Raw genomic sequence first — 16,026 nt, forward strand, 5'->3', positions numbered from 1 at the left:
GGCTCGGCATGCGGCCGACCGCCGGGCTGGGTCCAGCCACGGCCGACGGTCACGCCATCCTTGACGACCACGGCGCCGACCGCCGGATTCGGCCAAGTCCGGCCCAGCCCCCGCCGGCCGAGGCTCAGCGCCAGCTGCATGTAGCGGCGGTCAATCTCTTTCTGCGCGCGCAGCTTTTCGCCGATCTGATCTTCCAGGATGCGGAAGATCATTTTCGGACCGGCGCCAACCGCGGCGCGTCGTCTTCCGCGCTGAGCTCGCCGAGCACCGCCTCGAAATCCTTGGCCTCGCGAAAATTACGATACACCGAGGCGAAGCGGACATAGGCGACGTCGTCGAGCCCGCGCAGATGCTCCATCACGATCTCGCCGATCGCCTCCGACGACACCTCCGCCTCGCCCGCGCTTTCGAGCTCGCGCACGATCGCGGAGACCATCTTTTCGACCCGCTCCGGATCGACTGCTCGCTTGCGCAGCGAGATCTGCACCGAACGCATCAGCTTGTCGCGGTCAAATGGGACACGGCGGCCGTTGCGCTTGATGACCGTGAGCTCGCGCAGCTGCACGCGCTCGAACGTGGTGAAGCGGAAATTGCAGGAGACGCAGACCCGCCGCCGCCGGATCACGGCCGAATCCTCGGTCGGCCGCGAATCCTTCACCTGCGTATCGAGGCTGTTGCAGCTTGGGCAACGCATTTAAGTTTTTGCCTTACTGATAGATCGGGAAGCGGCCGGTCAGCGCCTTCACCTTCTCCTTGACGGCGGCTTCGACCAGCGGCGCGCTGCCATCCGACGACTGCGCGATCGCGTTCAGCACCTCCGAGATCATGGCAGCGACTTCCTTGAACTCGGCCGTGCCGAAGCCGCGCGTGGTGGTCGCCGGCGTGCCGAGCCGCAGGCCCGAGGTGACGAACGGCTTCTCGGGATCGAACGGAATGCCGTTCTTGTTGCAGGTGAGGCCGGCGCGGACCAGCGCCTTCTCGGAGACGTTGCCCTTCAGCCCCTTCGGCCTGAGGTCGACCAGCATCAGGTGATTGTCGGTGCCGCCGGAGACGATGTCGAAGCCGTGGCCGCGCAGCGCTTCCGCCAGCGCCTTGGCATTTTCGACCACATTCTTGGCGTAGACCTTGAACTCAGGCCGTAGCGCCTCGGCAAAAGCCACCGCCTTGGCCGCGATCACATGCATCAACGGGCCGCCTTGCAGGCCAGGGAAGATCGCCGAATTGAACTTCTTGGTGAACTGCTCGTCATTCCACAGGATCAGGCCGCCGCGCGGGCCGCGCAGCGATTTGTGGGTGGTGGTGGTGGTGACGTGCGCATAGGGCACCGGCGAGTCGTGCGCGCCGCCGGCGACGAGGCCGGCGAAATGCGCCATATCGACCATGAAATAGGCGCCGACGCTGTCGGCGATTTCGCGGAAGCGCTTGAAATCCCAAGGGCGCGAATAGGCGCTGCCGCCGGCGATGATCAGCTTGGGTTTCACCTCTTGCGCCTGCTTGGCGACCGCATCCATGTCGATGAGCTGATCGTCGCGCCGCACCGTGTAATGCGAGGCCTTGAACCACTTGCCGGACATGTTGACGGGCGAGCCGTGGGTCAGGTGACCGCCGGCCGCGAGGTCGAGGCCCATGAAGGTGTCGCCGGGCTGCAGCAGCGCCAGGAACACCGCCTGGTTCATCTGGCTGCCGGAGTTCGGCTGCACGTTGGCGAACTTGGCGCCGAACAGCTTCTTGGCCCGATCGATCGCGAGGTTCTCGGCGACGTCGACCCATTCGCAACCGCCATAGTAGCGCGCGCCCGGATAGCCCTCGGCATATTTGTTGGTCATCACCGAGCCCTGCGCCTCCAGCACGGCGCGGCTGACGATGTTCTCCGAGGCGATCAGCTCGATCTCATGGCGCTGCCGGCCGAGTTCGCCCTTGATGGCGGCGGCAATCTCCGGATCGGCATCAGTGAGCGTGGCAGTGAAGAAGGAATCGGGAGCGGCGCTGGCGGCGGTCATCGGCAAAATATCTCCACGGTCGCAAGCCCTTAAGCAGGGCGCGATCGATTCTGTGATGCGGTCGGAAAGGACCCCTCGGCATTATCACAGGGCGGGCCGCAGGCCAAGCGGTTGCGGGTCGGACCGCATCTTTGCGCCAGATATGGTGGACGGCATGCTGGTGCCAGATCTGCGAGCGATGCAGCAACACAAAACGGCCGGGCTCTCGCCCGGCCGCCGTATCGCAAAGCCCTGCTCGTCGCTTTAGAGCCCGGTAAAGCCCGCCTTCACTGGATCGACACGACCATCGAGCTGGCGCAGATAGGTCAGACCGCACACGGTCAGCCGGTGCGGATCCCGCTCTCCGGCCTCGAACAGGGTCTGGATGTAAGTCGAGACCTTCTGACGCGCCTCCTGGCTGGCCGCAGCCGTGCGGTTCGCGAGCAGGTCGTAAGTGTGCATGATGCGATCGATCGCAGCTTCCATGTTTTCCCCTTGTGTCATCACGCCGCTTGAGCAGCCTCGAAAATGGAAATCGCCTTGTTGGCGAGCTTGAGCTTGTTGAACTCGCCGCGCTGAAACAATTGAACGACGATGTCGACGAGCTGGTCGTTGGGCTGGATCGTGTCCGGAATGGCGCCGGTCCGGCGGAGGTAATTGGCTGCGATAGCATAGGCGTCGCTGACCACCTCCACGCTCGGCACCTGCATTCCGCGATCGACCAGCATCGTCCGTCCTCCGGTATCCCGAGATAAGCGCCCACCACGGAACTGGTTCCATTTATGCGATGCTGTTCTCCGGCCGGAAACAAATCGGTCGTTTGGAACCCGACCCCGGTTCAGGCGTTTGAGCGCGATGAGCAGAGAAACGAGGCGATCGCTAGAACAGCAGGCCGAGCGAGCGGAGAGCATCGCCGAGCAGACGGTCGACGAGAGCCTCAAGGAAATTCTTCAGCAGGCCGCAAAGGATTATCGGCAAAAGGCCGAGCATGAGACTGACTGACGCCTTGCTGACTCCAATCGGGCATCCCGCCGGTCTTGATGCATCAGATCCGCCAGGTTTTTTCGCATGCGCACGCAATTTCCTTTGAACCTTGAGAGCAGCCAGCCGACATATGTTCGCTGGGGATTTCAGGGCCCAGTAAATCAGCGCAGCGTTGCCTCGAGAACATATTCCTCAAGGCAGCGCTGTTGCTTTCTTTGGAATCAACCATACCTGACCGAAAACAGTTGGCGGCTTTGGCCCTGAATCCCGCTGCCGACTGCAGAAAACCCCGCATCCAGCCCCGCGGGGTTTTCTTTTGCTTGCGCGGCTGTGCACGCCAATGAGCATTCATGGCAAGGTGAGACGTAGCTCTCCTTACAGACGGTCTCCCCCCGGCCCGCGAGCTAACAAGCGCATCCTGTGAGTTGAAGGCCCGCTCGGCAGAGCATTGCACCGGACCACAAAAACAAGCGCGCCGGCTCGTGGAGAGAGCCAGCGCGAATAACGTCAGTTGGCTCAAAGGACAGCGTGCCGGTCTTGAGGCCGGCTCCGCCGATCTCGACGTGCAGTCAGAGCCGATACAGGATCTGGTCGGTCCAGAAGCGCTCGAGGCGATGCAGCGACTTGTTCAGGGTCGCGAACTCCTCGTTGGAGATGCCACCGACCTGCTCCACCGTCCTGACGTGCTTCTGATACAGCGCGTCGACGACGCGGCGGATCTCCTGGCCCTGCGGGGTCAGGCGGATGCGCACCGAACGTCGATCAACACGCGAGCGCTGATGATCGAGGAAGCCGAGCTCGACCAGCTTCTTCAGATTGTAGGACACGTTGGAGCCGAGGTAGTAGCCGCGGGTACGCAGCTCGCCGGCGGTCAGCTCCTTGTCGCCGATATTGTAGAGCAGCAGAGCCTGCACCGAGTTGATGTCAGAGCGACCACGACGGTCGAACTCGTCCTTGATGACATCGAGCAGGCGGCGATGCAGCCGCTCGACCAACGTCAAGGCTTCCAGATACAACGACTGCACGGTGCCGCCCTGACCAGGCGCGCGCTCAACAGTCTCCACGGCCGTTGCAACGGCTTTCATCATGACACTTCCCCTGTCGTCGGTTTTATCGACTTTTTCGACGAAACTTGTGTCCCGCCTGATAAACCGAGCTTAAGGGGCCGATTTGAAGATCGACTTAAATAAGAGCATAAAGAGAGAATGAATGCAGGACGGTGAATCGTCCTTTAAGCCTGTGATTACAGGGCTTTTTCAACTTTCCATTGACGCTGTAGGCGCCGACGTTCTCGCTTCGTTTCGCACCCTGTCACATTCCAAAACAGGTGGTGGGATTACCGCTAAGACCCGCGTAACAGCTGTGGCGGCGAGCTTTAAGGTGTTCGCAACGTTACCCGAAACACCAGAATATTGATGAGCGGAAATCTGCGCGCCTGGACCTCGCGAGAACCGCAATTGAATGCGAAAGCGGCCAAAACAACTATGGCGGGCGTTCCCGCGCGGCCATCCAGGCCAGCACCAGATAAGCCGCCAGCATCACGGCCTCGACGCCGACCACGATCAGGCTGCCACCATAGATGCCGGGAAACATCAGCTCGATGACGGCCATCGACACCACGGTGGTCAACCACACCACCGCGCCCCAGGGCGTGGCAAGCCATAGCCCGACCGCCGCGACCAGTTGGATCACGGCGAAATAGACCGTAGCCGCCTGCCAGGCCATGGTCTGGTTCTCGAACGCGTCGTCCTCGCCGCCGATGAAGCCCGTCACCTGGGCCCAGTGATACAGGCCCTGCATGATCGACAGCATGGCCATGACGCGCAGGAACAGCACGAGGCGCCGCGTCCAGACATTATCGTCGCTGTCGGTGCGCTCAGCCGACAGCGCAGCCACCGAGATGGCCCCGTCCCGCGAGGAGGGTATCTCAGGCATGGGCGGCCTGCAGGGGCTGGCAAGGCATCTTCATGGACTCTCTAAGTTACGAACAGCATGGCGATTCTTGGCCCTTGGCCGGTCCAAAAGCAATGCCTGGGATCACGGCTGTATTGCGCCAGCTCAAGTGACGAAACCGGCCTTGGGTGCTAGAAGATTTGAATTACATCAATTCAAATCAGCCAGCAGCCTCCTCAAGGAACCCAGCTCCCATGGCGATCAAATTCGGGCGTCCGATCGAAATGCGCGACATTCAGCGCCAACCGGCCACTACTGCGGCCCATGCCCTCGATCTGACGATCCGTCTCCGCCGCAACCGCAAGGCCGAATGGGCGCGGCGCCTGGTGCGCGAGAACGTGCTGACCACTGACGATCTGATCTGGCCGCTATTCGTGGTCGAGGGGCAAAAGACCCGCACCCCGATCGCCTCGATGCCCGGCGTCGAGCGGCTCAGCGTCGACCAGATCGTGCGCGATGCCGAGCGCGCGGCGAAGCTGAACATTCCGTGCATTGCGCTATTTCCTTACACCGAACCGTCGCTGCGCGACGAGACCGGATCGGAGGCCTGCAACCCCAACAATCTGGTCTGCCAGGCGGTGCGCGCGATCAAGCAGGAGTTTCCCGGGATCGGCGTGCTCTGCGACGTCGCGCTCGATCCCTTCACCAGCCACGGCCATGACGGCCTGATCCAGGACGGCCGCATCCTCAACGACGAGACCGTGGCGCTGCTGGTACGGCAGGCGCTGGTGCAGGCCGAGGCCGGCTGCGACATCATCGCCCCCTCCGACATGATGGACGGCCGGATCGGTGCGATCCGGCAAGGGCTCGATCAGGCCGGTCACCTCGATGTGCAGATCATGGCCTACGCGGCCAAATATGCCTCCGCCTTCTACGGCCCGTTCCGCGATGCGATCGGCTCGGCCAAGACCCTGACCGGCGACAAGCGCACCTATCAGATGGACAGCGCCAACACCGACGAGGCCCTGCGCGAGGTCGAGCTAGACATCGCCGAGGGCGCCGACATGGTGATGGTCAAGCCCGGCATGCCCTATCTCGACGTCCTCAGGCGCGTGAAGGACACCTTCGCGATGCCGACCTTCGCCTATCAGGTGTCGGGCGAATACGCGATGATCGCGGGCGCCGCTAACAATGGCTGGATCGACGGCGAGCGCGCGATGATGGAGAGCCTCGTCGCCTTCAAGCGCGCCGGCGCCGATGGCGTGCTGACCTATTTCGCGCCGCAGGCCGCGGAGAAGCTACAGCAGCAGGGCTAGAGCCGCGATCGTATCCCGACCGGACCAAGTCACCGGTCGCGGACTCGCCGGAATGTCACGCGCTGCTCGGTGACACACCCTTGCAAGCCGGCCACTGGTTCCCATGTCCATGGCCAGACGTGAGGAGCAATCCATGGCCTATATGGGCTCTAACAATGGCAGCGGCTGGTCGGGCAACACCGGACCCGACGCGCGGCAGCACGCATTCGATCCCATCACGCAGGCCGACCTGTTTCGTGGTGTTGCGATGCGGCGGGCGATTGCCTTCCTGATCGACCTGTTCGTGCTTGCGGTGCCGGTGGCCCTCGTCGTGATTTTCATTGCGGTCTTTGGGCTGGTGACGCTCGGACTCGGCTGGCTGCTGTTCTGGCTGGTCTGGCCGGCCTCGGTCATCTGGGCGCTGGTCTATTATGGCGCGACCATCGGTGGTCCGCACTCCGCGACCATCGGCATGCGAATGGTGGATCTCGAGTTGCGCACCTGGTACGGCGCTCCCGGCTATTTCGTACTCGGCGCCATGCACGTGGTGTGCTTCTGGATCTCGGTCACGGTGGTGTCGCCGTTTGTGCTGCTGCTCGGTCTGTTCAATAGCCGCCGTCGGCTGCTGCATGACTTTGTGCTGGGAACCGTCGTGATCAACAATTCGGTGCGATCGCAGCTTGCCGAACCGGTGCGCCCGTACTGAAAATGATCAAACCGATTGACCGCCAGCCTTTGGACGCGCAATTCTGTTGGGAATCGCCTTTGTATTCGCCTTGGAGGCTGACGACCGTCCTTGACCCAGCACTCGCGTGACACCCCGCAATTCTACCTGACCGCGCCGTCGCCTTGCCCGTATCTGACGGGGCGACAGGAACGCAAGGTGTTCACGCATCTGGTCGGCGACAAGGCCACCGATCTCAACGACCTGCTCACCCACGGCGGCTTCCGCCGCAGCCAGTCGATCGCCTACCGGCCGGCCTGCGACCAGTGCCGGGCCTGCGTCTCGGTGCGTGTCGTCGCCAACGAGTTCCGCCCATCGCGCAACTTCCGCAAGGTGCTGGCGCGCAACGCCGACATCATCGGCGAACAGCGCAGCGCGGTGCCGACATCAGAGCAATATTCGATCTTCCGCGCCTATCTCGACCAGCGTCACCGCCACGGCGGCATGGCCGACATGACCGTGCTCGATTATGCGATGATGGTCGAGGACAGCCATGTCGAGACCCGCATCATCGAGTACCGCCGCAAGAACGCCATCTCCGGCCGCGGCGGCGAGCTGATCGCGGTGGCGCTGACCGACGTGCTCAGCGACGGGCTGTCGATGGTCTATTCGTTCTTCGATCCGTCGGAGACCGGCCGCTCGCTCGGCACCTTCATGATCCTCGACCACATCACCCGCGCCCGGCGCCAGGGACTGCCTTACGTCTATCTCGGCTATTGGATCGAAGGGTCCAAGAAGATGGACTACAAGAGCCGCTATTTGCCGCAGCAGCGGCTGGCGCCCTCCGGCTGGCTGCGCGTCGATGCCGCGGGCGACGAGGCGTCGGAGCCGCAGGACTGAGCGAGGCGAATGGCGAATAGAGAGTAGCGAATGGGGATCGCGCAAGCGGCTATTCGCTACTCGCCATTCGCCCGCTTCACCCCATCACATAGTCGAACACGAGCTTCGCATTCAGTCCGATGATCGCAACCGCGATCAACGTCGCGATCGCCGTCAGCCAGCGCGGCGCCACGAATGAACCCATCTTGACGCGGCTCGCGGTCAACAACACCAGCGGCACCACTGCGAACGGCAATTGCAGGCTGAGCACCACCTGGCTCAGGATCAGGAGGTGCCCGGTCGCCTTCTCACCGGCCCAGACGGTGACGATCACTGCCGGCAGGATCGCGATCATCCGGGTGATCAGGCGACGCTGCCATGGTGCGATCCGCCAGTTCAGAAAGCCCTCCATCACGATCTGGCCCGAGAGAGTCGCCGTGATGGTCGAGTTGAGCCCGCAGCAAAGCAGCGCGATCGCGAACAGGCTCGGCGCGATGGCCGACCCGAGCAGCGGCGACAAGAAGGAATGCGCCTGGTCGAGCTCGGCGATATCGACGTGGCCAGCCTTGTGGAAGGTCGCGGCGGCCAGGATCAGGATCGAGGCGTTGATGACCAGCGCGAGGCATAGCGCGATGGTGGAATCGATCGTCGACAGCGTGATCGCCTCGCGCTTCTCCTCCAACGAGTTGCCATAGCCACGGGTCTGCACCAGGCCGGAATGCAAATAGAGATTATGCGGCATCACGGTCGCACCGAGGATGCCGAGTGCGAGATACAGCATCTCGGGATTGGTGACGAGTTGCCCGCTCGGCACGAAGCCCCTGATCACGCCGCCCCAATCCGGATCGGCCAACGCGATCTGGACCGCGAAGCAGGCTGCGATGACGCCGAGCAGCGCCACCACGAACGCTTCGATCCAGCGGAAGCCGAAGGCCTGTAACGCCAAGATCAGGAAGGTATCGAGCGCGGTGATGCAGACACCGATCGCGAGCGGCATCCCGAACAGCAGATTGAGGCCAATCGCGGTGCCGATCACCTCGGCCAGATCGGTCGCGGTGATCGCGATCTCGGCCGACAGCCACAGCGGAATTGACACCCAGCGCGGCGTAGAGTCACGGCAGGCCTGGGCGAGATCGCGCCCGGTCGCGACGCCGAGCCGGGTGCAGAGCGACTGCAGCACGACCGCCATCAGGTTGGAGAGCAGCGCGACCGACAGCAGCGCGTAGCCGAATTTGGAACCGCCAGCGAGCGAAGTCGCCCAGTTGCCGGGATCCATGTAGCCGACTGCGACCAGGTAACCCGGGCCTAGGAATGCCAGCAGCTTGCGCCCAAACGAGCCCCGCCCGGCGGTGCGCACCGTACCGAACATCTCGCCGAGCGTGGGCTCGCCGCGCTCGTTGCGCCATCCGCGAGCAAAATCTGACGACCGTGCGTCCATTGCGTGATCTTGGACGAAACAGACCTTTATTGCAACTGATTTGCAACTGCATCTTCGCAGGGAGGTTCCTCGGAAAGCGGGTGGGCGCGACGTGCCGATGCGCAAACAATGTCGGCCAACATCCATTTCAGGATCTCGCCAATGTCCCGCTCCGACTCCGCCCGGCTGCCCCCGACCTTCAACCGCCTCGCCTGGTCCAATCTCGCCGCCCAGTCGGCCGAGCAGATCGCGCTCGCCGCCGCGCCGATGGTTGCCGTGCTCTCGCTTGGGGTCGGCGAAGGCGAGACCGGCCTGTTGCAGACCGCGCTGACAGCGCCGTTCATATTGTTCGCGATTCCGGCCGGCCTGCTCACGGATCGCGTCTCCCGGCGCGTGCTGATGGCCGTGGCCGAGGCGCTGCGCGCACTGGCGCTGCTCGCCATTCTCGTGGCGATCTGGTCTGGCCGGATCACGCTGTCGGGCCTTGCGGTGCTTGGCTTCGTTGCGGTGTGTGGAACCGTGGTCTTCAGCGTCGCGGCACCGGCGCTGGTTCCCTCACTGGTGACCAAGGAGCTGCTGCCGGCCGCTAATGCCCGGATCGAGCTGGCGCGCACCGTCGCCTTCGCCTCGGGTCCCGCGCTGGGCGGCCTGCTCGTGGGATGGATCGGTGGCGGCCCCGCTTTCGGCTGCGCCGCCGTACTGTCAGCCATTGCCGTGGTCTTCCTGGCCGGCATCGAGGAGCCGGCGCGCCCGCCGGTGCAGCAGCGCCATCCGCTGCAGGACATCAAGGAAGGCGTTGTCTTCGTGATGCACCACCCGCTGCTGCGGCCGGTGTTCATCACCCAATTCATCTTCAACACCGCCTCATTCCTGCTGCTCGCGGTGTTCGTGCCTTATGCGGTGCATCGGCTGGCGCTCTCGGCCACGCAGGTCGGCATCACGCTGTCGATGTATGGCGTCGGCATGGTGGTGGGCGCGCTGCTGGCGACGCGGGTGATGCGCGTCGTCGCCTTCGGCAAGGTGATCGGCCTCGGTCCCATCGCCGGCTTTGCCGCCGCGCTGGTGATGGCGCTGACGACGCTGGTGCCCTCGCCGTTTCTGGCGGGTTTGAGCTTCTTCCTGCTCGGCGCCGGTCCGATCCTCTGGGTGATCTCGACCACCACCTTGCGGCAGTCGGTGACGCCGTCGGGCCTGCTCGGGCGCGTCTCCGCCATCAACATCCTGAGCTATGGCGCGCGCCCACTCGGCTCGCTGCTCGGCGCGGTGGTCGGGGGTGCCTATGGTGCAGACATGTGCCTGTATCTGGCCGCCGCGATCTTCGCGCTCCAGGCCCTGGTGATCTGGCTGTCGCCGGCGGTGACGCTCGACCGCCAGCCGGACATGATCAGCGAATGCGGCGCACGGCCTCAGTTCGCCAGGTAGTTCTCGTAGCCGCCGGCGACCGCCGCGCTGGCGGCGATGTCGGGATCGAGCGTGTAGAGATCCTGGGCGCGGCCGATGCCGCGCAGCGCGTAGCGCCCGGTCGACACCAGATAGCGGCGGGCTTCGTCATCGAGCCCCTCGCAGAACTCGGCTGAAGCCAGCAACTCGCGATCGACCGAGCGGCACATCGAGGCGATCCGGCTGACCTCGTTGACTGCCGGCCCCACCACGGTGAAATCGAGCCGCTCCTCGCTGCCGATATTACCGTAGAACACCTCGCCGACATGCAGGCCGACATAGGCCGATGTCACCGGCCTGCCCTGATGGGCACGGCGCGCGTTAAGCCCGCTCATGTTGAGCCGGAACCTGTGCTCCGCCCGCAGCGCCGCACGCCGCGCCAGCGCCATGTCGGCGCCGGTGAAGATCGCCAGCACGCCGTCGCCGATCAGCTTCAGCACGTCGCCGCCGGCATCATGGATCGCCTCGATCGAGGCTTCGGCATAGTCGTTGAGGAACGGGATGATCTCGTCAGGTGAGATGCTTTCCGAGATCGCGGTCGAGCCGCGCAGATCGGAGAACCACAGCACCGCGTTGATCTTCTCGGTGACACCGCGCGAGATACGGCCGCGCAGCACCTGCTCTGAGGCGTCGCGGCCGAGATAGACCCGGCCCAGAGTGCGCACGATGTCGACCTGCTGCGCCGACTTGATGGCCATCGCGAGCGCCGGCACCAGGTCGCGCAGCGCGGCCATCTGCAGCTCGTTGAAGCCGCCATCGCGACGCGTCGCCCAATAGGAATAGAAGCAGTCCATCTGGCCGAGCGTGCCGGCCTCGCCGAAGCGATGCACGAAGGCGAGGACATGTTTGTGCCCTTTCTCGGCCAGCTCAGGGATCATGGAGAAATGGAATTGGGAGCAATCGGTCAGATCGATCGCAAGCTCGTCGTGACCTTTTTCGAGCATGTGATGGAAGGTCGAGCGCCGCCAGTTCTGCAACGCTTCGCCCTCATTGGTCGAGCCATATTCGAACGTGTCGCTCTCGTTGCTCGGGCGATCGGACCAGCGGAAGCCGCGGCCCTCGAAGATCGGATGCAGCGTGTCGATGAAGCCGAGGCCGCGCGACAGCTCGACGCCAGCCGCGCGGCAGCGCTCGCAAAAGCCGCGCAAAATGTCGTTTTCCGGCGAGCCGGTCAGGCTCTGGCCGACCAGCCAGTTGATGAGTTCGAGACGAGATGAATGGTCCATGGCGGCATTATGCCGGAGCGGCGCGCGTAGCGAAAGCGTCGCCTAACCGGGCCGCGAGACCACCTCGCCGTCCTCCTTGGTGAAATGCGCGACCGGATGGTCCAGCAGATCGAGCACCCGTTCCGAGGGCCGGCACAGCCGCGCGCCCTTTTCCGTCACCACGACCGGCCGGTTGAGCAGGATCGGATGCGCCAGCATGGCGTCGAGCAATTCGTCATCCGTGCGCCTGGGATCGGCAAGGCCGAGATCGGCATAGGCCGCCTCCTTCTCGCGCAGCAGGTCGCGGGCGCGGATCCCCATGGCGTTGATCAGCGCGATCAGTTGCTCCCGCGTCGGCGGCGTCTTCAGATAGTCGATCACCTCGGGCTCCTCGCCGCTGGCGCGGATCATGGCCAGCGTATTTCGCGAGGTCCCGCAGGACGAGTTATGGTAGATCGTCACGCGCATTTGCATATGTCCCCTTGCGATCCCGGCAATCGAGCCCTGCCCGGTCAGGTGTTGACGCATACGGCACGCGCCCGGCAAATGCACCTGTCAGCAACAGGCGGCTGCGAACAATCGCATCCGCCACGACCGGAGCGCCTGCAACTTGGATCGACGCCAGCTCATCATCGTCCTGGCGCTCGGCACCACGCAGACCCTGGCCTGGGCGTCCAGCTATTATCTGCCGGCGATCCTGGCCGATCCGATCGCTCATGACCTCGGGATCTCCTCGAACTGGGTGTTCGCAGCCTTCTCGGCCTCGCTGCTGCTCTCCGCCGTGCTCGGTCCGCGCATCGGCCGCCAGATCGACCACGTCGGCGGCCGCTCGGTGCTCGCGGCCTCCAACCTTGCGATGGCCGCAGGGCTCGCGCTGCTCGGCGTCTCGTACTCGATCTGGACCATGGCGGTCGCCTGGCTGCTGCTCGGCTTCGGCATGGGCGCCGGGCTCTATGACGCGGCTTTTGCCGCGCTCGGCCGCATCTATGGCGAGGCGGCGCGCAAGCCCATCACCGGCATCACGCTGATGGCCGGCTTTGCCTCCACAGTCGGCTGGCCGCTGACAGCCCTTGGCCTGGCCCATCTCGGCTGGCGCGAGACCTGCTTTGCCTGGGCGGCGGCGCAGCTCGTCATCGGTCTGCCGCTCAACCTGCTGATCATTCCGCCGGTCAAGGGCGGCGACGCCAAGGCCAGCACTACCGTGAAGCCGCACATCCCGATCGACCGGCCGATGGTGCTGCTCGCCATCGCCTTCGCCGCGGCCTGGAGCGTCACCGGCGCGATGGCGGCGCATCTGCCGCGCATCCTGGAAGCCACCGGCGCGACGCCGCTGCAGGCCGTCACCGCCGGCGCGCTGATCGGCCCGGCGCAAGTGGCTGCGCGCCTCATTGAGGCCTTCGTGCTGAGCCGTCACCATCCGCTGCTCTCGACCAAGCTCGCCTGCATCACCCATCCGCTCGGCGCCGCCATCATCGGTTTGGCCGGCGGCGGCGCGGCCAGTGTCTTCGCCATCTTCCACGGCGCCGGCAACGGCATTCTCACCATTGCCCGCGGAACGCTGCCGCTCGCGATCTTCGGTCCCGCCAATTACGGCTACCGGCTCGGCCTCATCGGCGCGCCGGCCCGCATGGCGCAGGCCGCCGCCCCGCTCGCTTTCGGCCTGCTCACCGATTTGCTCGGCGGCAAGGTCCTGATCGTGTCCTCCGCTCTCAGCCTCACCGCGCTGCTCGCGCTGTCGCTGCTGCCGAAGCATAAACACCACGTCCCCGAAGCGTCGCAGTCGTAACACGCATCCCGCTACACCACGTCCGCCGGCGCCAGCTTGCAGACACCGCCATCGGCTTCGACCTGCAAGGTGGCGTGGTGAATGTTGAAGCGCTGCGACAGGCCTTCGCAGACCCGCTGCAGGAAGGCGTCGTTCGATCCGCCGGGCCGCACCAGATGTGCGGTCAGCGCGGTCTCGTTGGTGCTCATCGCCCAGATGTGCAGATCGTGGACTTCGCTGACGCCCTCGAGGCCTGTGAGATAATCGCGGACGTCATGCAGCGCGACGTCGCGGGGCACCGCGTCGAGCGCAAGATTGACGCTGTCGCGTGCCAGATCCCAGCCGCTGACCAGCACGACAGCGGCGATGCCAAGGCTGACCACCGGGTCGATCCACAGCCAGCCGGTCAGCATCACCAGTCCTGCCGCGACCACGACGCCGAAGGAGACACCGGCATCCGCCGCCATATGCAGGTAAGCGCCGCGGATGTTCAGATCATCATGGCGGCCGCGCATGAACAACAACGCGGTGGCGCCGTTGATGACGATGCCGAGCGCCGCCACCCACATCACGGTGAAGCTCGCGACCGGCGCCGGTGCGCGCAGCCGGTCGATCGCCTCAAGCCCGATGCCACCGACCACGATCAACAGCAGCGCGGCATTGGCGAGCGCGGCCAGGATCGAGGCGCGGCGGTAGCCGTAAGTGTGGCGGTCGGTCGGCTGCCGTCGTGACAGCCACAACGCACCCCACGCCAACAGCAACGCCATCACGTCGGAGAGATTGTGGATCGCGTCCGAGATCAGCGCCAACGACTGCGCGGCGTGGCCGAACACCAGCTCGGCCACGACGAAGAGGCTGTTCAGCGTCACGCCGATCGCAAAAGCCGCGCCGAAGTTCGCCGGCGCATGGCTATGGCCGTGACCATGGCCGTGGTGATGGTCGCCGTGATGAGCATGATCATGTGCATGACCGTTGTCATGATGATGATCGTGGGAATGAGAATGCGCCATGCGACAGCTTTCCACCTGCGATCGCTGCAGCGATCGCACGTCTCGTATATAGCCGGCCACAGGCTGAATACTATTACAGCGCCGAACTCACTCGATCAGCTTCAAGAACTTGTTCGACTTCGGCAACCCCTGCGCAATGCGGCCGGCATCGGCGCGGTTGCCGCGGTAGTCGGCGAGCTCCTTCCAGCTGAGGCCCTGGTCGCGGCCGGACGAATCCTTCCAGGTGAGACCTGCCTTCTGCTCGAAGGTGGCGACGTCGGACAGCTGCGCGCTGGTGTATTTCTGCAACCGCACGCCGCGGCCACGCGCCATCTCCGGCACCTGGTCGAGCGGGAAAATCACCATCTTGTGGTTGGTGCCGATCACCGCGACATGGTCGCCGGCAACGGTGGTGATCGCCCGCGCTTCCGCCGGCGCCGTGACGTTCAACACCTGCTTGCCCTTGCGCGTGGTGCCGACGCAGTCATCCTCTGACACCACAAAGCCCTGCCCGTCCGAGCTCGCCACCAGGAATTTGCGGCCGCCCTTGTTGACGAACATCGTGACGATCGAGGCGTCCTGATCGAGGTCGATGAACATGCGGATCGGCTCGCCATGGCCGCGTCCGCCCGGCAGCTTGGCGACGTCGAGCGAGTAGAACTTGCCGCTGGAGGCAAACAGCAGCAGCTTCGAGGTGGTCTCGGCAAAGAACGTCTGGCCGAGCTGGTCGTCGGTCTTGAAAGCCAGGTTGGAGAGATCCTCCACATGGCCCTTGAGCGTGCGCACCCAGCCCTTGTCCGACACCACGATCGTGACCGGCTCGCGCTCGACAAAGGCCTCCTCGATGGCGGCGAGATCGTGCTCGGGCGCGTCGGCAAAATTGGTGCGGCGCTTGCCGAGCGGCGTTTTCGGACCGAACATGTCGCGCACGGTCTTGACCTGCTCACCGACCTTAGCCCACTGCATCTGCTCGGAGCCGAGCAGCGCATTGATGCCCTTGAGCTCGCCGCGGAGGTTCTTGTCCTCGGTGCGGATTTCCATTTCCTCGAGCTTGCGCAAGGAGCGCAGGCGCATGTTGAGGATGGCTTCGGCCTGGACCTCCGACAGCTTGAAGGTCTTCATCAGCACCGGCTTCGGCTCGTCCTCGGTGCGGATGATCCGGATCACCTCGTCGATGTTGAGATAGGCGATCAGGTAGCCGCCGAGAATCTCCAGCCGGTGCTCGATCTGGTTCTTGCGGTAATTCGAGCGGCGGATCAGCACGTCGCGCAGATGGTCGAGCCATTCGCGCAGGCATTCGGCAAGGCCCACCACCTTGGGGATCTTGCCCTTGATCAGCACGTTGAGGTTCAGCGGAATCTTGTTTTCGAGCTCGGTGAGCCGGAACAGCGATTCCATCATTAACGCGGGATCGACGTTCTTCGACTTCGGCTCGATGACGAGGCGAATGTCCTCGGCCGACTCGTCCCTGATGTCGCCGACCAGCGGCAGCTTCTTCTCGTTCAGGAGATCGGCG

18 protein-coding genes and 1 pseudogene are annotated in these 16,026 nt (G+C 64.3%); 7 read left to right on the plus strand and 12 right to left on the minus strand.

Annotated elements, in window-relative coordinates; translation table 11 throughout:
- The 5 genes and pseudogenes from WA702_RS23140 to WA702_RS23160 all read right to left on the minus strand — a co-directional run.
- Positions 1-212, minus strand: a pseudogene (locus tag WA702_RS23140) (bifunctional diaminohydroxyphosphoribosylaminopyrimidine deaminase/5-amino-6-(5-phosphoribosylamino)uracil reductase RibD); the annotation flags it as partial.
- Positions 209-694, minus strand: coding sequence for a transcriptional regulator NrdR (gene nrdR, locus WA702_RS23145; protein WP_425112884.1), 486 nt, complete (start codon positions 692-694; stop codon positions 209-211). The pseudogene WA702_RS23140 and the gene nrdR, both read right to left, overlap by 4 nt.
- Before the next feature lie 13 nt (positions 695-707).
- Entirely contained in the window at positions 708-2,000 is a 1,293-nt protein-coding gene (gene glyA / locus WA702_RS23150) for a serine hydroxymethyltransferase (RefSeq protein WP_425112885.1), read from the minus strand.
- A gap of 243 nt (positions 2,001-2,243) precedes the next feature.
- On the minus strand, positions 2,244-2,465 hold the full coding sequence (locus WA702_RS23155; protein ID WP_425112886.1) for a hypothetical protein: 222 nt from the start codon (positions 2,463-2,465) through the stop codon (positions 2,244-2,246).
- A 17-nt stretch (positions 2,466-2,482) separates the two neighbouring features.
- A complete protein-coding gene (locus tag WA702_RS23160; protein WP_425112887.1) occupies positions 2,483-2,707 on the minus strand; it encodes a hypothetical protein in 225 nt (74 codons plus the stop codon).
- Between the two features lie 127 nt (positions 2,708-2,834).
- On the opposite strand from WA702_RS23160, the gene WA702_RS23165 reads away from it, so the two are divergent.
- Positions 2,835-2,981, plus strand: a complete 147-nt coding sequence (locus WA702_RS23165; RefSeq protein WP_425112888.1) for a hypothetical protein — start codon at positions 2,835-2,837, stop codon at positions 2,979-2,981.
- A 551-nt stretch (positions 2,982-3,532) separates the two neighbouring features.
- Here WA702_RS23165 and ldtR read toward each other — a convergent pair.
- The gene (gene ldtR / locus WA702_RS23170; RefSeq protein WP_425112889.1) at positions 3,533-4,051 is read right to left on the minus strand and encodes a transcriptional regulator LdtR; all 519 of its coding nucleotides are present in this window, start codon (positions 4,049-4,051) and stop codon (positions 3,533-3,535) included.
- Between the two features lie 121 nt (positions 4,052-4,172).
- Between ldtR and WA702_RS23175 the strand changes: the two genes are divergently transcribed.
- Positions 4,173-4,379 (plus strand): hypothetical protein, encoded by a 207-nt coding sequence (locus WA702_RS23175; RefSeq protein WP_425112890.1) that lies wholly within the window; start codon positions 4,173-4,175, stop codon positions 4,377-4,379.
- A gap of 66 nt (positions 4,380-4,445) precedes the next feature.
- On the opposite strand, the gene WA702_RS23180 is transcribed toward WA702_RS23175, so the two are convergent.
- A complete protein-coding gene (locus tag WA702_RS23180; RefSeq protein WP_425112891.1) occupies positions 4,446-4,898 on the minus strand; it encodes a DUF6163 family protein in 453 nt (150 codons plus the stop codon).
- 212 nt (positions 4,899-5,110) lie between these two features.
- Between WA702_RS23180 and hemB the strand changes: the two genes are divergently transcribed.
- From hemB to WA702_RS23195, 3 genes are all read left to right on the plus strand, one after another.
- The gene (hemB, locus tag WA702_RS23185; protein WP_425112892.1) at positions 5,111-6,172 is read left to right on the plus strand and encodes a porphobilinogen synthase; all 1,062 of its coding nucleotides are present in this window, start codon (positions 5,111-5,113) and stop codon (positions 6,170-6,172) included.
- A gap of 133 nt (positions 6,173-6,305) precedes the next feature.
- Entirely contained in the window at positions 6,306-6,857 is a 552-nt protein-coding gene (locus WA702_RS23190; protein WP_425112893.1) for an RDD family protein, read from the plus strand.
- 90 nt (positions 6,858-6,947) lie between these two features.
- Positions 6,948-7,715: an arginyltransferase gene (locus tag WA702_RS23195; protein WP_425112894.1), complete on the plus strand. Its 768-nt coding sequence runs from the start codon at positions 6,948-6,950 to the stop codon at positions 7,713-7,715.
- 76 nt (positions 7,716-7,791) lie between these two features.
- Here the strand turns inward: WA702_RS23195 and WA702_RS23200 are convergent, their stop codons facing one another.
- Positions 7,792-9,132 carry an Nramp family divalent metal transporter gene (locus WA702_RS23200; RefSeq protein WP_425112895.1) on the minus strand — a complete coding sequence of 447 codons (1,341 nt, stop codon included), beginning with the start codon at positions 9,130-9,132 and terminating at the stop codon, positions 7,792-7,794.
- A gap of 141 nt (positions 9,133-9,273) precedes the next feature.
- Here WA702_RS23200 and WA702_RS23205 point away from each other — a divergent pair, with 141 nt between their 5' ends.
- Positions 9,274-10,533, plus strand: coding sequence for an MFS transporter (locus WA702_RS23205; protein WP_425112896.1), 1,260 nt, complete (start codon positions 9,274-9,276; stop codon positions 10,531-10,533).
- Here the strand turns inward: WA702_RS23205 and WA702_RS23210 are convergent.
- Both WA702_RS23210 and arsC read right to left on the minus strand, forming a co-directional pair.
- Positions 10,518-11,777 (minus strand): adenylate/guanylate cyclase domain-containing protein, encoded by a 1,260-nt coding sequence (locus tag WA702_RS23210; protein WP_425112897.1) that lies wholly within the window; start codon positions 11,775-11,777, stop codon positions 10,518-10,520. The genes WA702_RS23205 and WA702_RS23210 overlap by 16 nt on opposite strands.
- A gap of 42 nt (positions 11,778-11,819) precedes the next feature.
- The gene (arsC, locus tag WA702_RS23215; protein ID WP_425112898.1) at positions 11,820-12,224 is read right to left on the minus strand and encodes an arsenate reductase (glutaredoxin); all 405 of its coding nucleotides are present in this window, start codon (positions 12,222-12,224) and stop codon (positions 11,820-11,822) included.
- A 142-nt stretch (positions 12,225-12,366) separates the two neighbouring features.
- Between arsC and WA702_RS23220 the strand changes: the two genes are divergently transcribed.
- A complete protein-coding gene (locus WA702_RS23220) occupies positions 12,367-13,542 on the plus strand; it encodes an MFS transporter (protein WP_425112899.1) in 1,176 nt (391 codons plus the stop codon).
- An 11-nt stretch (positions 13,543-13,553) separates the two neighbouring features.
- Here the strand turns inward: WA702_RS23220 and WA702_RS23225 are convergent, their stop codons facing one another.
- On the minus strand, positions 13,554-14,531 hold the full coding sequence (locus WA702_RS23225) for a cation diffusion facilitator family transporter (protein WP_425112900.1): 978 nt from the start codon (positions 14,529-14,531) through the stop codon (positions 13,554-13,556).
- Between the two features lie 87 nt (positions 14,532-14,618).
- The coding region (locus WA702_RS23230) for a DNA gyrase subunit A (protein WP_425112901.1) at positions 14,619-16,026 on the minus strand (1,408 nt) is incomplete at its 5' end.

It is taken from the genome of Bradyrhizobium sp., assembly GCF_049798375.1.
GTDB lineage: Bacteria > Pseudomonadota > Alphaproteobacteria > Rhizobiales > Xanthobacteraceae > Bradyrhizobium.

Excerpts from the sequence above, each read along its gene's own strand:
- nrdR (WP_425112884.1), bottom strand. The coding sequence starts at position 694 with ATGCGTTGCCCAAGCTGCAACAGCCTCGATACGCAGGTGAAGGATTCG.
- glyA (WP_425112885.1), bottom strand. The coding sequence starts at position 2,000 with ATGACCGCCGCCAGCGCCGCTCCCGATTCCTTCTTCACTGCCACGCTC.
- WA702_RS23155 (WP_425112886.1), bottom strand. The coding sequence starts at position 2,465 with ATGGAAGCTGCGATCGATCGCATCATGCACACTTACGACCTGCTCGCG.
- WA702_RS23160 (WP_425112887.1), bottom strand. The coding sequence starts at position 2,707 with ATGCTGGTCGATCGCGGAATGCAGGTGCCGAGCGTGGAGGTGGTCAGC.
- WA702_RS23165 (WP_425112888.1), top strand. The coding sequence starts at position 2,835 with ATGAGCAGAGAAACGAGGCGATCGCTAGAACAGCAGGCCGAGCGAGCG.
- ldtR (WP_425112889.1), bottom strand. The coding sequence starts at position 4,051 with ATGATGAAAGCCGTTGCAACGGCCGTGGAGACTGTTGAGCGCGCGCCT.
- WA702_RS23175 (WP_425112890.1), top strand. The coding sequence starts at position 4,173 with ATGCAGGACGGTGAATCGTCCTTTAAGCCTGTGATTACAGGGCTTTTT.
- WA702_RS23180 (WP_425112891.1), bottom strand. The coding sequence starts at position 4,898 with ATGCCTGAGATACCCTCCTCGCGGGACGGGGCCATCTCGGTGGCTGCG.
- hemB (WP_425112892.1), top strand. The coding sequence starts at position 5,111 with ATGGCGATCAAATTCGGGCGTCCGATCGAAATGCGCGACATTCAGCGC.
- WA702_RS23190 (WP_425112893.1), top strand. The coding sequence starts at position 6,306 with ATGGCCTATATGGGCTCTAACAATGGCAGCGGCTGGTCGGGCAACACC.
- WA702_RS23200 (WP_425112895.1), bottom strand. The coding sequence starts at position 9,132 with ATGGACGCACGGTCGTCAGATTTTGCTCGCGGATGGCGCAACGAGCGC.
- WA702_RS23205 (WP_425112896.1), top strand. The coding sequence starts at position 9,274 with ATGTCCCGCTCCGACTCCGCCCGGCTGCCCCCGACCTTCAACCGCCTC.
- WA702_RS23210 (WP_425112897.1), bottom strand. The coding sequence starts at position 11,777 with ATGGACCATTCATCTCGTCTCGAACTCATCAACTGGCTGGTCGGCCAG.
- arsC (WP_425112898.1), bottom strand. The coding sequence starts at position 12,224 with ATGCGCGTGACGATCTACCATAACTCGTCCTGCGGGACCTCGCGAAAT.
- WA702_RS23225 (WP_425112900.1), bottom strand. The coding sequence starts at position 14,531 with ATGGCGCATTCTCATTCCCACGATCATCATCATGACAACGGTCATGCA.